The sequence below is a fragment of the Ureibacillus sp. FSL K6-2830 genome (assembly GCF_038004145.1).
GTDB classification, from domain to species: Bacteria; Bacillota; Bacilli; order Bacillales_A; family Planococcaceae; genus Ureibacillus; species Ureibacillus thermosphaericus.
Map to the genome: position 1 here is coordinate 2,389,586 of NZ_JBBOQR010000001.1, position 14,054 is coordinate 2,403,639.

Annotated in this window: 14 protein-coding genes; 7 read left to right on the forward strand and 7 right to left on the reverse strand. The window is 35.6% G+C overall.

Annotated elements, in window-relative coordinates:
* Nucleotides 1-218: 218 nt before the first annotated feature.
* Nucleotides 219-1,046, forward strand: a complete 828-nt coding sequence (locus tag NSU17_RS11775) for an aldo/keto reductase (RefSeq protein WP_096551985.1) — start codon at nt 219-221, stop codon at nt 1,044-1,046.
* A gap of 379 nt (nt 1,047-1,425) precedes the next feature.
* On the opposite strand, the gene NSU17_RS11780 is transcribed toward NSU17_RS11775, so the two are convergent.
* The 4 genes from NSU17_RS11780 to NSU17_RS11795 form a co-directional block, all read right to left on the reverse strand.
* Nucleotides 1,426-2,361: an IS30 family transposase gene (locus NSU17_RS11780; RefSeq protein ID WP_340705085.1), complete on the reverse strand. Its 936-nt coding sequence runs from the start codon at nt 2,359-2,361 to the stop codon at nt 1,426-1,428.
* A 113-nt stretch (nt 2,362-2,474) separates the two neighbouring features.
* Nucleotides 2,475-3,329, reverse strand: a complete 855-nt coding sequence (locus tag NSU17_RS11785; protein ID WP_340705086.1) for an RluA family pseudouridine synthase — start codon at nt 3,327-3,329, stop codon at nt 2,475-2,477.
* A 56-nt stretch (nt 3,330-3,385) separates the two neighbouring features.
* Nucleotides 3,386-3,856 (reverse strand): thioredoxin family protein, encoded by a 471-nt coding sequence (locus NSU17_RS11790; protein WP_016838172.1) that lies wholly within the window; start codon nt 3,854-3,856, stop codon nt 3,386-3,388.
* Nucleotides 3,857-4,282, reverse strand: coding sequence for a disulfide formation protein C (locus NSU17_RS11795; RefSeq protein ID WP_016838171.1), 426 nt, complete (start codon nt 4,280-4,282; stop codon nt 3,857-3,859).
* A gap of 195 nt (nt 4,283-4,477) precedes the next feature.
* Here NSU17_RS11795 and NSU17_RS11800 point away from each other — a divergent pair, with 195 nt between their 5' ends.
* Complete coding sequence (locus tag NSU17_RS11800; RefSeq protein ID WP_016838170.1) at nt 4,478-5,593, forward strand: GAF domain-containing sensor histidine kinase; 1,116 nt, start codon at nt 4,478-4,480, stop codon at nt 5,591-5,593.
* Between the two features lie 13 nt (nt 5,594-5,606).
* Nucleotides 5,607-6,257 carry a response regulator transcription factor gene (locus tag NSU17_RS11805; protein WP_340705087.1) on the forward strand — a complete coding sequence of 217 codons (651 nt, stop codon included), beginning with the start codon at nt 5,607-5,609 and terminating at the stop codon, nt 6,255-6,257.
* 113 nt (nt 6,258-6,370) lie between these two features.
* Here the strand turns inward: NSU17_RS11805 and NSU17_RS11810 are convergent, their stop codons facing one another.
* Together NSU17_RS11810 and NSU17_RS11815 are read right to left on the reverse strand one after the other, a co-directional pair.
* Entirely contained in the window at nt 6,371-7,255 is an 885-nt protein-coding gene (locus NSU17_RS11810) for a cation diffusion facilitator family transporter (protein ID WP_340705088.1), read from the reverse strand.
* A 75-nt stretch (nt 7,256-7,330) separates the two neighbouring features.
* Nucleotides 7,331-8,665: a hemolysin family protein gene (locus NSU17_RS11815; RefSeq protein WP_172597925.1), complete on the reverse strand. Its 1,335-nt coding sequence runs from the start codon at nt 8,663-8,665 to the stop codon at nt 7,331-7,333.
* Between the two features lie 416 nt (nt 8,666-9,081).
* Between NSU17_RS11815 and NSU17_RS11820 the strand changes: the two genes are divergently transcribed.
* The 4 genes from NSU17_RS11820 (at nt 9,082) to NSU17_RS11835 (ending at nt 13,216) form a co-directional block, all read left to right on the forward strand.
* Nucleotides 9,082-10,224 (forward strand): DUF445 family protein, encoded by a 1,143-nt coding sequence (locus tag NSU17_RS11820; RefSeq protein ID WP_340705089.1) that lies wholly within the window; start codon nt 9,082-9,084, stop codon nt 10,222-10,224.
* 18 nt (nt 10,225-10,242) lie between these two features.
* Complete coding sequence (locus NSU17_RS11825) at nt 10,243-10,587, forward strand: YlbF family regulator (protein WP_016838160.1); 345 nt, start codon at nt 10,243-10,245, stop codon at nt 10,585-10,587.
* 161 nt (nt 10,588-10,748) lie between these two features.
* The gene (locus tag NSU17_RS11830; RefSeq protein ID WP_340705090.1) at nt 10,749-12,269 is read left to right on the forward strand and encodes a coproporphyrinogen III oxidase; all 1,521 of its coding nucleotides are present in this window, start codon (nt 10,749-10,751) and stop codon (nt 12,267-12,269) included.
* Between the two features lie 155 nt (nt 12,270-12,424).
* A complete protein-coding gene (locus NSU17_RS11835; RefSeq protein ID WP_016838158.1) occupies nt 12,425-13,216 on the forward strand; it encodes an HAD family hydrolase in 792 nt (263 codons plus the stop codon).
* A gap of 36 nt (nt 13,217-13,252) precedes the next feature.
* Here NSU17_RS11835 and NSU17_RS11840 read toward each other — a convergent pair whose 3' ends face one another.
* A complete protein-coding gene (locus tag NSU17_RS11840; RefSeq protein ID WP_340705091.1) occupies nt 13,253-14,050 on the reverse strand; it encodes a TraR/DksA C4-type zinc finger protein in 798 nt (265 codons plus the stop codon).
* Nucleotides 14,051-14,054: the final 4 nt, after the last annotated feature.

The window sequence follows — 14,054 nt, forward strand, 5'->3', positions numbered from 1 at the left end:
TTTCCCTTTCAATAAATATATTTAGAAGAATACTACATTATTACTAAAAAAATGTGGCGTATTATAGAATATTTTAACTTTAAAGAGAAAATAATGCTATGAATTTATTAGGAAGTTTCTATTAATTTTAATTCCTATAATATTGATGGATTAGATAATTTTTTTATTTATATTTTTCAGTTTATAATGAGGTTAATGAATGTAAGGGGAGTGATTTTATGGCAATACCGTCAAAAACATTAGCCAATGGTGTAGAGATGCCTTACTTAGGGTTAGGCGTGTATAAAATGGAAGATCATGAAGAAGCTTTAAATGCAATGGATACAGCGTTAAAGTTAGGCTATCGAGCAATTGATACAGCTTCACTATATAACAATGAAAGAGAAGTGGGAGAAGCGATACGAGCTAGCGGCATCCCGCGTGAGGAAATTTTTGTAACAACTAAGGTATGGAACAATGATCAAGGTTATGACGAAACGCTTCGAGCATTTGAAACTTCATTGAAAAAATTGGGGTTAGATTACGTGGATCTTTATTTAACTCACTGGCCTGTTGAAGATAAGTTTATCGATACTTATCGTGCCATTGAGCGTCTGTATGAGGAAAAATTAATCCGAGTACCAGGTGTATCAAATCACCATCAACATCATTTAGAAAAAATCTTCGCAAAAGCAAATGTGAAGCCAATGGTAAATCAAGTTGAGTGCCATCCGTATTTGCAACAAGATGAATTAAGAGCATTTTGCCGCGAACATGAGATTGCCGTTACTGCATGGTCACCAATTGGCAAAGGTCGCCTATTAAATGATAACACTTTAGTAAAACTCGCTGAAAAGTATGGAAAAACTCCAGCACAAATCGTTTTACGTTGGCATTATCAAAATGATACGATTACAATTCCAAAATCAGTAACACCAAGCCGCATTGCCGAAAATATGCAAATTTTCGACTTTGAATTATCAAATGAAGATATGCTTGAAATAAAAATGATTAATAAAAATGAGCGATATGGACAAAATCCTGATAATTTCCATTTTGATTTTTAAGGGGAATAAAAGAGCAAATCTAGAATGGCTATTATGATGATTGACTATTATTCTTTTTGGATTGACTAATATTAAATTGAGTTTGGATAATATCCTATTTTTTCAACAATACTTTTGATGGATTGGCTAATAAATTAATGAGTTTGACTATAATTCAACCATTTGACTATTATCTGCCCAACTTTGACTATAATAGCAAAATTATGAAGCTTTAACGAATAGCTATTAACTTATTGAGAATGGCTATTATAGTCATTCGTTTGACTATTATTTTCCCTTAATAATCCTTTAATTCAATAGTATGATTAAAATAAGAGAAGGCTGTTAGAAAAATTTATTTTCTAAGCAGCCTTCATTTATTTTTACTTATGATAGTTTGTCAAATTAAGCGCAACAGTTCTTCCTCAAACGCCTCGTATGCAGTTTTCCAGCCAAGACATTTTCTTGGTCGATTATTAATGAGTTGAAGTGCTTGCTTCATCTCTTCCTCTGTTACGTGGTCAAAATTTGTTTTCTTCGGGAAGAACTCACGTAAAAGACCGTTGCCGTTTTCGTTACTGCCACGCTGCCAGGAAGAGTAGGCATCCGCAAAGTACACTTGAATTTTTAAATCCTGCTCAAGCACGTTGTAACAGCTAAATTCTTTCCCGCGATCCGTTGTCGCTGTTTGGATGGCGCCCTCAGGCAATTGCTTGTGTAACAGTTTCACAGCGTTCTCCATTGATGTAGCGGAACGGTCTGGGATTAACACACCGAAATACCAACGTGTTTTACGCTCAATGAATGTGGCAACACAGCCTTTCGCTTGCCCGCGTCCGGAAACAACGGTATCAAGCTCCCAATGACCAAATGTTTCACGCTTACGCACTTCTTTTGGTCGTTTGGAAATAGGCGTACCAATATTAAAACGACCTCTTGTTTCACGAGGCTTTTGTCGTTTCCCTTTTTGGCGAAGTACCGTTAAAGGCATTTCTAATAACCCGCTATAAATCCAGCGGTAAATGCTTTTAAAACTAAGCTTGTCCGGATATAAGCGGCCGACGATTTGTTCAGGCGACCACGTTTCCTCTAGCTTTTCTTGAACAGCGTCTTTTAATTCGTCTGTTAACTTTAACTTGGCACCACAATTCGATTTATTTGCCTGATAACGTATTTGAGCTTCCTCCACTGTACAATTTGGATGGCGACGTAACTCTCTTGAAATTGTTGAAGGACTCCTATGCATTCGCTTGGCAATCGTACGAATGGAGTAGCCTAATTCAAGATAAGTTTCTATTTTCGAACGTTCAGATATGGTAAGATGGGTATAGCTCATAACGATTCCTCCTCTGATGTTTGTGTGGTAACTAACATTTTACACGAGGTCGTTATGAGCTTCTGTTATTTTGACTCGAAGGTGTTGCACTTAATATTACAATTCATCTTATATTATTGTGTGGCAGTATTAAGATCATTAACAATGATACGTTTATCTAGAAAAGGATGTTCAAATTCTAATTGAATGGCATGAAGTTCATAATCGCGCTTCGAAGTTTTACGAGCATTGTACATTACATCCCCTACAATAGGATGGCCGATATGAGCCATGTGGACGCGGATTTGATGTGTTCTGCCTGTTTCTAATTGTAAATGAACAACTGTTGAATGTTCTTTTCGTTTCACAACCTTAAAGTGAGTGACAGCATGTTGACCAGTTTTTGAAACGATTCGTCGTGTAGGATGATGACGATCTTTTCCGATTGGTGCATTAATGGTTCCACGATCTTTTTTTATGATTCCTTGGACTTCCGCTTCATAAGTTCGAACGATGGATTTTTCTTCAATCATTCGGTCAAATACTGATTTTGCAATGGGATGTTTTGCAACAATCAACAGACCTTTTGTTCCTTGGTCTAGCCGATGAACGTGCTCTGCGTATTGTAACCCTTTATCTTTCATATAAGCCATTACGTGATTCATGCAAGTATTGTGATCGTCCCTGTCGTTCGGATGTGTACTCATTCCTTTAGGTTTTGAAACAATTAAAATATGATCATCTTCGTATTTTATTTCGATTTCACATTGTTTCGTTGGGGAATAGTTGGATTTCGGGACGCTAAAAATAAAAAATAGCATTGTTCCTTTTGATAATGGTTCATTCCATTTAACTACTTCACCATCTTTATTTTTCACAGCTTTCGCCATTCGTAGTTCATGAATGAGTTTTTTTCCTAGTCGCCATTTTTCCCGCAACAAAGTTTCTACCGTTAATCCATCTTGTGAAATTTCATAGTGAAAATGCATACGTTTTCCTCCAAAGAAAAATCGTGTCCATATAAAGAACACGATTTCCATTTTACTTATTTTAATACCACTTCTTCAAAGAATTTGCGAATGTTTTCATCAGGATGTGCTCCTACCATTCGCTGAACTTCTTTTCCATCCTCGAAATAAATTAGCGTTGGTGTATATTCAACGTTATACTCGTCCCAGCCTTTTTCATATTCTAAGATGTTTAATTGATCGATATGAACATTCATTTCTTTCGCAATTGGCATGAGTCGAGGCGTCATTTCTTTACAATGTGGACATTCAGGACTAAATAAATAAGCTACAACTGGTTCACCTGATGCAATTTTTTCTCTAAGAGCATCTGGCAAAATAATATTTTGATAATTTTCATCATCTAATAAATCAATTGTAGATTGTTTTAAATTGTCTGTGCCATACGGATTGTTTTCTAACTTGCTTTTGTTTGATAAATTTGTTAACACAATGATCACAGCAAATAAAATTACAACGATTGCTGCAAGAATTCCAAGCTTTTTCAACTATTTGTCCTCCTTCAAAACCTTTAACATATAAAAACTAGTAATTGCAATTAAGATAAATGCAACTAACGCTAAAAATGGAATCGTAATGAAACCAAACCAGTTAATATATTGGCCTGTACATGGTACTCGTCCACAAGCTGGTGCATGTTGCGATAAAAAGTCCAATTTTTGAATTCCATAATGGTATAGGGAAATCGTTCCACCAATGCAAGAAAATACGGCTGTTGTTACCGCAATCCGAGCATTTTTTTGTAAATATGCCACAAGGGAAATGAGTACAATTGGATACATTAATATCCGTTGATACCAACAAAGTTCACATGGTTCATAACCCCGAACTTCGGAAAAATATAAAGAACCTAGCGTTGCTACCAAAGAGACTAACCATACAAATAGCAAACTATTCTCTAATTTTTTGCTCATTATTACTCTCCTAAAAGATTTAATCTGTGCAGTTTGATTATAAATTGTTTTGACTTCGAAGTAAATGAATTCGAACGAATAGAACGATAAAGTTCGAGAAATTGGAAATTCATTCAAAAGTCTTAGAGTTGAACGAATGCGAGGGAATAAGGGGAATGTTATGATTAAACTAAAAAGTGTTTGTTGAGGTGCTATATGGTAGTAAATGATCATTCCAATATTACATTATTAAAAGAAATTGCGGAACTGCTTAATGAAGAAACAGAATTAATACCAATGCTAAAAGGAGCACTTAAAAAATTTTTAGCAGGAACTAATTTTACAACAGGATGGATTTTCTTTATTAATGAAAAAGGAAAGATTAATCTTGTAGTCCACGAGAACTTGCCGGAAGGGTTATGTTACAATGACTGCCAATATTTAAAAAAGGGTGGTTGTTGGTGTGTTTCTCGATTCCGACGAAATGAACTAAAAAAAGCATCAAATATTATTGAATGTCAAAGAATTGAAAATGCCATCGAGGAAAAGGTGGGCGATACGGCAGGAATTACCCATCATGCAACGGTGCCATTACAATCGGGTAATGAACGGTTCGGAATACTAAATGTCGCTACTCCCAATACAGTTGTATTTACAGAAGAAGAATTGGAATTGCTAGAATCTGTAGCTTTTCAAATGGGATCTGCCATTAAACGTATTTGTTTAACGAAACAAGAACAAGAAATGGCATTAGTTCGAGAGCGGAATCGGTTGGCGCGCGACTTGCATGATTCTGTGAATCAGTTATTGTTTTCCGTGACGTTAACGGCTCGTGCTGGAATAGAGATGAGCGATAATATTGAAATTAAGGAAACCTTTAAAGAAATTCAAAATTTGACACAGTCCGCATTAACAGAAATGAGGGCTCTTATTTGGCAATTAAGGCCTCAAGGATTGGAAAGTGGACTAATCGATGCAATAAAAGCTTATGCAGAAATGTTAAAGATCAAATTAACGATCAATGTATCAGGAGTCATTCAATTTCCTTCAAGAGTAGAAGAAACATTATTCCGAATCACTCAAGAGGCATTAAATAATGTCCGAAAACATTCGGGCGTGATGGAAGCAACGATTTACTTAACGGTGACACAAACAGATATTTTACTCGTTATAAAAGACGAGGGTAGAGGTTTTAAAATTGATCAAAACATGAACATCCCTTCCATTGGATTGCAATCGATACGAGATCGAGCTACTGCAATTGGCGGCACAGCTGAATGGGTATCGGAGATTGGAAAAGGGACCGAATTGTTCGTTCGATTACCTTATTGAGGAGGGAAGCAGGATGATACGTGTTTTAATTGCGGATGATCATCATGTTGTTCGTAGAGGCTTATTATTCTTTTTGAAGACCCAAAAAGATATTGAAGTAGTTGGGGAAGCGAAAAATGGGATGGAAGCAGTTCGATTAGTGGAAGAATTAAACCCGGATATTGTATTAATGGACTTAGTCATGCCGGAGATGGATGGCATTGAAGCGACGAAACAAATTAAAGCGTGTTGGCCAGAAGTACAAGTTATTATATTGACAAGCTTTTCAGATAAAGACCATGTTCTTCCCGCCATCGAAGCTGGGGCAGCTGGCTATCAATTAAAGGATATTGAACCGGATGATTTAGTCAATTCCATTCGGCAAGTAATGCGTGGAGAAAGCATTATGCACCCGGTAGCCACAACACAATTGGAAGAATCATTAAGGGAGGAAGGAAATCTGCCGCATGTGAAAAACCCATTAACTCCACGTGAACAAGATGTGCTGGCGGAGTTAACGAAAGGAAAAAGCAACAGGGAAATCGCTTCGTCATTATTTGTTACGGAAAAGACAGTCAAAACCCATATTTCGAATATATTTGCGAAATTGGAAGTGCAAGATCGAACACAAGCAGCTCTTTATGCGGTAAAACATGGGTTAACAGAGGGAAGTGGGAAAATTTAAATTCGAGTTATGTCATTTGGGAAGGAAAGCATTTATAAAATAAATGATTAAAGGGAACAGTAGAATCGATAAAATGGATCTACTGTTCCCTTTAAATTAGTACTTCTGTTCTTTTAATCTGCACCTTCTTCTGCCTCGTGAGGTTCAATATGTACAAGCGCTGTACAATTAATGTCAAATCGTTTAATCGTTGACTCGATATTTTCTGTAATGCGATGGCTTTCCAAGACGTTTAAATATGGATTTACTGTCACTGTCACTTCAATAAATGTTGCATTTCCATGTGTTCTTCCTTTTAAATCCACTAATTCAATAACCCCATCTACATTTTTTATTAATGTTGATAACGTTTCGATTTCCTCTGTATCAAACGCATCTGTCAATGTTTGTACTGATTCCCAAAAGATTTCCAATGCTGTTCTAATAATAATCACTCCAATGATTAAAGCGGTAATGGTATCTATAATTGAATAGCCGATAATCGCAGCAAAAATACCGATGGCTGTACCAACGCTAACTAGTGCATCGGAACGATTATCATAGGCAGCCGCTTTCAACGCAGAACTTTTTATTTTTTTAGAAAGAGCTAAGTTATATCGATATACCATGTACATGACAGCAGCACTGCCTAATGCAACAATGATGGTTAAAGTGGATGGCGATTTGCGAACAGGGTCAAATATGTTCATAATTGAGCTAAAGATTACTTCAAGTCCAACGACCATCATAATAAAAGATGCCACTAAAGATGCAACCGTTTCGGCACGCAAATGACCGTATTGATGGTTTTCATCAGGAGGTCGTTGCGAAATCTTCAGACCAATTAAAACAGCTATAGATGCGACTATATCGGTTGTATTATTGAGACCATCTGCTTTTAAAGCTTGTGAATCTCCGATGTGACCTATAATGAGTTTCATCGAGCTGAGAAATATGTATGCGCCAATTGACACCCAGGCACCTTTTTCCCCTGCTCGTAAATTTGTATAAAGCTCCACTTTTTTTCCTCCCTACAAAAGTTCCGAACATGACAAAACGACTTTCTTAGAAAAGAAAGTCGTTTTTGAAATACGTTATTCAGCAACTGAGTACAAGTCGAGTTCTTGTTCTTCTGGCAATTTGATGACTTCAATGTATAAAATATGGTGACCATCCAATTCTTTAATTTTGAATTCGTAACCATCATATACAAAACTGTCACCCTCAACAGCGTCGTAGCGTTGAGTCCAGAACCAGCCGCCGATTGTATCGATATCTTCATCATCGATATGAATATTCAACATTTCATTTACATCTTCAATTAACATTTTTGCATCTATAATATAATGGCCATCGCTAATTTCTTGAACTTCAGGGATTTCGTCATCGTCGAATTCGTCTTGAATATCACCAACGATTTCTTCAATGATGTCTTCGATGGTTACTAAACCGGAAGTTCCCCCGTATTCATCCATTAAAATTGCCATGTGTATACGATCATGTTGCATTTTTAATAAAAGATCGCTGATTGGAACAGTTTCAATTACTCGAATAATTGGTTGCATATATTCTGTAATTGTTTTTTCTGCATTTTTAGGATCTTTTATATATGCAGTTAATAAATGTTTTAAGTTGACTAAACCAATTACGTGGTCTTTATCGCCATCAATCACCGGATAGCGAGTATATTGTTCCACACCCATTACTTCAAAAACATCTTTTAGTTTTGCTTCCTTATCAATCGTTGTAATTTCTGTTCGCGGCACCATGATTTCTTTGGCAGTGCGGTCTGAGAATTCAAATATACTGTTTACATATTCAAATTCAGAATATTTGATTTCACCGCTTTTAAAGCTGTCAGCCATAATCATACGAAGCTCTTCCTCCGTATGGGCTGTATCGGTTTCGTTAAATGATTTCACACCGAAAATTCTTGCCAAACCACGAGCAGACATGTTTAAAAGGTGAATGAAAGGATACATCACTTTATAAAATGTATACAACGCTCCTGAAAAATTAAGCGTTACCCATTCAGCTTTTGTAATCGCTAACGTTTTAGGCGCTAATTCACCTGCCACAACATGGATATACGTTACAATACTGAATGCAATAATAAATGAAAGAACTTCAGTGATAGGTCCTGTTACACCAATCCATTTAAATAATGGACTTAATAACAACTGTACAGTAGGTTCACCTAACCAACCTAGACCTAATGAAGTAATGGTAATTCCTAATTGACAAGCAGATAAATACTCGTCAAGGTTCTCAATTACCTTTTTAGCCTTAATTGCTTTTTTGTTTCCTTCTTCTAAAAGTTGATCAATACGCGTTACCCGAACTTTTACTATCGCAAATTCTGTGGCAACAAAAAATGCTGAAAACAAAATTAATAAGGCAAAAACAGCTAACTTAATGGTCAGCCCCACTATGTCTCCGTCCAAATACTTTCCCCGTTCCACGCCCGAATGAGGGGTGAAATGAGGAGTACACCTCCTACAATAAAATTAATTTTTAATAAGATAATCATAACGGATTTTTGAAAAAAATACAAATCATCCATCTCTGAAATTTTCAGAAGATTGCGAGTCGTTTTGTTATATATAGTATGCGATTTTGTAAATAAATTTAAATCTTTTGGGGGAAAGAATAATTTTCCTAAAGCAAGTTAGAGCTATTATTGGGAGGAAAAATAAATCGCGAAAAAAAGAAATAGTCCGTAATAACTTTCAATGTTCATGAAACAATAATGAAATATAATCGTATATAACAAAAGGTATGTTATTATTTATTTCGCAAAGTAACTTTTGTTAGTGAAATCATTGTGTTAGAAAAGAGGATATTAATGGATGTAGTACTATTAATACTATCGATGGCAATTATCGGTGCAATCATTGGTAGTGCAACAAACTTTTTAGCGATTAAAATGATTTTTAGACCATATAATGCGCTTTATTTAGGAAAATGGAAGCTTCCTTTTACACCAGGACTAATTCCAAAACGCCGCGGGGAATTGGCAAGACAAATAGGGGTGACGGTGCAAGATTATTTATTGACACCTGATGTCATCAAAAATAAATTATTCTCTCAAGAAATTCGATTTGGAATTTTACAGTTTGCACAATCAAAGTCGGAAGAATTGATATTTTTAAATAATAAAACACTGAAAGATTGGTTGGAACTAGCAGGAATAAATGGGGTGCTAGCAAAGATTGAAGGGCAAGTGGATGATTTTATAGAAAAACAATTTGTATCTTTTAAACATACTTTATCGACAAAATCGATTGAAGAAGTGTTGCCGGAAGATATTACAAAAACGATAAATCAAAAAGTACCAGAATTAGTGACAACCATCATTCAAAGAGGGGAAGATTATATTTTATCTTCCAAAGGAGAAATCACCATTAAAAATCTATTAGATGATTTTCTTTCTTCAAAAGGGACAATCGGTGGACTTTTCCAAATGTTTTTCAGCGATTCTTCATCCATCGTCTCTAAAATTCAACATGAGCTCGTTCGACTTCTTCGCTCATCTGAAACAAAAAATTCATTAGTGAATATTATGAATGATGAATGGGGAAAAATAAAAAAACAGCCTATCATGAATTACCTAAATGAGATACAATTAGAACCAATACTAATAAATATCCAATCCTATGCCAAAAGAGAATTAGCGATTGAAGAACGATTCAATAAATCCATAAACTATTACTTTCCAAATGGCAACGACTGGGTAAAGTACGATTTGATGCCTAAAATTGTCGATAAGGCTTTGGAACTTGCTGAATCAAAACTTGAAGATGTACTGAAAAAATTAGACATTAAAGAAGTTGTTCGAGAGCAAGTTGACTCTTTCCCAATCGAAAAGTTGGAAGAAATCGTGATAGGAATTGCAAATCGTGAGTTAATGATGATTACTCTATTAGGCGGTTTCTTAGGAGGATTAATTGGTATCGTACAAGGTTTAATTGTACAATTTTTAAATTAATAGAGAGTAGGATTATAAATGAATCAATTTATGGAACTTATTCAAAAGTTAGAGACATCCATTAGTCAAACGGAAGCGTTTCAAAAATTAAAAGATACTGTTGACATTGTTCGTGATGATGAACAAGCAAGAACGATTTTCACTCAATTCCGCGATGTTCAGGTAAAATTGCAACAAAAGCAAATGCAAGGAGAAGAATTGCTAGAGGAAGAATATCTCTACTTCCAAAAAACTGCTCAACTTGCTCAACAAAATCCTAAAATTATGGCAATGTTAGAAGCTGAAATGGAATTAAGCCGTCTTATCGATGAAGCAAATCGTTCGCTAATTAAACCGATTCAATCCCTCTATGATGGACTATAAGATCGGTAATTGGACCGCACTGAATGTGTGGTCTTTTTATTTCCATAAAAAACATACATGATTGTATAGTCAATAAAGCCTTTCGCTGTTAAAATAAACAGGAACTAAAAATCACGTAAACAAGTAAAAGTGCAACAAGTTCTATAAAGGAAGAGGTATGAATGAAAAAAATAATCATTCACGAAAGTTTTAAACAAGACTGGATTTATGTTTTAACACATATAGCAAATCTATTTTTTGAAGATTGTAAGCTTTACGAAATCATTGAGGATCCGGATTTGTCTGTTCGTTTTCAATATAAAATGGAAAACAACGTGTATTACACTGCTAGTAAGTTAGAGGTGGATGGAAAAACGTTTATTAGCACTTATTCAAAAGAATATGATACGGATGGAACGGAAAAAGAGCAAAATATTCGAATGAAGCGCGCATTATCTCACGTGCTGTTGGACGTGTTAGAGCAATATACTGGAATCAAGCAACATTGGGGGATTTTAACGGGAGTACGGCCAACAAAACTTTATCATAAATTAAGAAAACAAGGACTTACACGGAAAGAAATTGCAGAAGTGTTACAAACCGATTTTCGTGTATCCACCGAAAAAATCCAATTATTGGAATCGATTGTTGAACGCCAATTGGCAACAATTCCCGATTTAGATGAGATTGGGAAAGAAATTTCTATCTATATCGGTGTCCCTTTCTGCCCGACGAAATGCGCTTATTGCACTTTCCCAGCCTATGCAATCGCGCCGAATCGAAAAACAGGACGAGTTTCTTCTTTCCTTGATGGATTGCATATCGAAATGAGAGAAATGGGAAAATGGTTGAAGGATAATGATATGAAAGTGACATCGGTATATTGGGGCGGTGGTACGCCAACAGCAATCGAAGCGGATGAAATGGATGCCCTTTATGAGACGATGTTTGAATCGTTCCCAAATCCAGAATCTATTCGTGAAATCACTGTTGAAGCAGGTCGACCTGATACGATTACACCGGAAAAAATAGAAGTGTTGAAAAAGTGGGGGATTGATCGCATCTCAGTCAATCCGCAAAGTTATACCGATGAAACGTTAAAAGCGATAGGCCGTCATCATACCGTACAAGAAACAATCGATAAATTTTTACTTGCTCGCAATTTAGGAATGAATAATATCAATATGGATTTAATCATCGGTTTACCAAATGAGGGAGTTGAAGAGTTTCAACATTCTTTGAATGAAACTGAAAAACTGCAACCAGAATCCCTTACTGTGCATACGTTATCTTTCAAACGTGCTTCCGAAATGACGCAAAATAAAGATAAATATAAAGTGGCTGATCGTCCAACGGTGTCGAGGATGATGGAAATGGCTCAAAAGTGGACTCGCGAAAATGGATACAATCCGTATTATTTATATCGCCAAAAAAACATTTTAGGTAATTTAGAAAATGTTGGATACTCTAAACCGGGCGAGGAAAGCATCTATAATATCGTCATTATGGAAGAGGTACAAACGATATTAGGTATCGGTTGTGGGGCAGCTACTAAATTTGTAAATCCCAAAACTGGTAAAATCACACAATACCATAACCCTAAAGAGCCTTATCAGTATATTTTATCTTTTGAAAATGCGATTGAGAAAAAGATTGAAATGCTCAATGATTTATATCGAGTGCAATTGAAAAATGAATGTTGAGTTACCCGTTAACGATAACACCTCCCCTCTATTACTGTGGAGGTGTTTTTTAAATGAACAAAATGTATAAATAGAAGTTCCAATTTCTATATAGCTAGAATTTCAATATATGCTAGAATAATAATTACTACAATCATAAATAGGAGAAGTTGGAAATGGCAATTACGACGATCATATTTGATTTAGATGACACGTTACTTTGGGATAAAAAAAGTATCAAAACAGCTTTTGAAAAAACATGTCAATATGCGGCAACGAAATACGATATTGACCCTGAACAGTTGGAAGAAGCGGTACGCAAAGAAGCACGAAAGCTTTATGAATCCTATGAAACTTACGATTATACGGTGTTGATTGGTATTAATCCTTTTGAAGGTTTGTGGGGAACTTTTGATGATCCTACTGATTCATTCCAAAAAATGAAAAACATTGTGCCGAATTATCGAAAAGATGCTTGGACAAACGGTTTAAAAGTGTTAGGCATTGATGATGAAACATTCGGCGCTGAGCTCGGAGAACGTTTTGTTGAAGAACGGAAAAAACATCCTTTTGTTTATGATGATACGTATCAAGTTCTTGATGCATTAAAAGGAAAGTACCAATTAGTACTATTAACAAACGGTGCACCAAGTTTACAAAACTTAAAATTAACTTTAACACCAGAAATCCGCCCTTATTTCGACCATGTGATTATTTCTGGTGACTTTGGAAAAGGAAAGCCTGATGCATCTCTATTTGAATTTATGATGGAAAAGGCAGGCATTACTGCGGATGAAGGGATTATGGTAGGCGATAATTTAAAAACAGATATTTTAGGCTCATCTCGGGTAGGCATGCGAAATGTTTGGATCAATCGGGAAAATAATCTGCAAAACCCTGATATCCAACCAACTTACGAAGTTTCATCATTAACGGAATTTTTACAATTAGTTGAAAAGCTTTCATAATAAAATGAATGCGAGACATATGCCGTCTCGCATTTTCTATTCTAAATAATCATATTTACTTGCTTCTTCAATTTCTCGTTTTGACATTGGAAAAGGTATTTCATCCTTTGTCGATACATGGAAGGACTGAGGTTCATCGTTATTTGCGTATTCTTCAGGGTCGTCATATAGCTCATTGAAATCTTCAAAATCCCCTTCAAAATCTGATGGCGTTTCAGATGTACCGTATTTTGCAACCACTTGGAATGTATCTTCAAAATCTTGAATTCCCCCTTCTACTTCTCTTTCAGCAAAGGAATTATCCACAGGAGGAATGAGTAAATCTTCTTCCACTGGTCGATCGGTAGGGATGTTTTTTGCATCTGCATGTTCAATACAGAAGGAGGTATATGGAATAGCTGCTAATCGATCATATGGAATTTCTTTTTTACATACTTCACAAACTCCATATGTACCGTTTTCAATTTTCTCTAAAGCAGCGTTAATTTTAGCTAATTCATCTTCTTGGTGAACTTTTAAAGATAAATCCTTTTCTCTTTCGAAAAGTTCTGTTGCTATGTCTGCAGGATGATTGTCGACTGTTGATAATTCATCAATAGCGTCTCGTAAGCTGCCACGGTCAACAAACTCGTCATCTACAGATTGATTTTTTAACAACGCATGTTTTTGTTCAATCAGCTGTTTTTTTAGCTTAGCAATTTGTTTTTCCGTTAAAATGGTCATCACGTCCTTTCGTTCATCCATAGTATGAACAGAAAAATGAAATTTAAAGGAGAAAACAAAGTTGGAAAGTTTTCTATCGGAAGTTTTTTGGGCAAAATAATATACAGGCAATGGT

Excerpts from the sequence above, each read along its gene's own strand:
- NSU17_RS11785 (WP_340705086.1), bottom strand. The coding sequence starts at position 3,329 with ATGCATTTTCACTATGAAATTTCACAAGATGGATTAACGGTAGAAACT.
- NSU17_RS11830 (WP_340705090.1), top strand. The coding sequence starts at position 10,749 with ATGAAAAAAATAATCATTCACGAAAGTTTTAAACAAGACTGGATTTAT.
- NSU17_RS11805 (WP_340705087.1), top strand. The coding sequence starts at position 5,607 with ATGATACGTGTTTTAATTGCGGATGATCATCATGTTGTTCGTAGAGGC.
- NSU17_RS11795 (WP_016838171.1), bottom strand. The coding sequence starts at position 4,282 with ATGAGCAAAAAATTAGAGAATAGTTTGCTATTTGTATGGTTAGTCTCT.
- NSU17_RS11780 (WP_340705085.1), bottom strand. The coding sequence starts at position 2,361 with ATGAGCTATACCCATCTTACCATATCTGAACGTTCGAAAATAGAAACT.
- NSU17_RS11800 (WP_016838170.1), top strand. The coding sequence starts at position 4,478 with ATGGTAGTAAATGATCATTCCAATATTACATTATTAAAAGAAATTGCG.
- NSU17_RS11825 (WP_016838160.1), top strand. The coding sequence starts at position 10,243 with ATGAATCAATTTATGGAACTTATTCAAAAGTTAGAGACATCCATTAGT.
- NSU17_RS11835 (WP_016838158.1), top strand. The coding sequence starts at position 12,425 with ATGGCAATTACGACGATCATATTTGATTTAGATGACACGTTACTTTGG.
- NSU17_RS11820 (WP_340705089.1), top strand. The coding sequence starts at position 9,082 with ATGGATGTAGTACTATTAATACTATCGATGGCAATTATCGGTGCAATC.
- NSU17_RS11775 (WP_096551985.1), top strand. The coding sequence starts at position 219 with ATGGCAATACCGTCAAAAACATTAGCCAATGGTGTAGAGATGCCTTAC.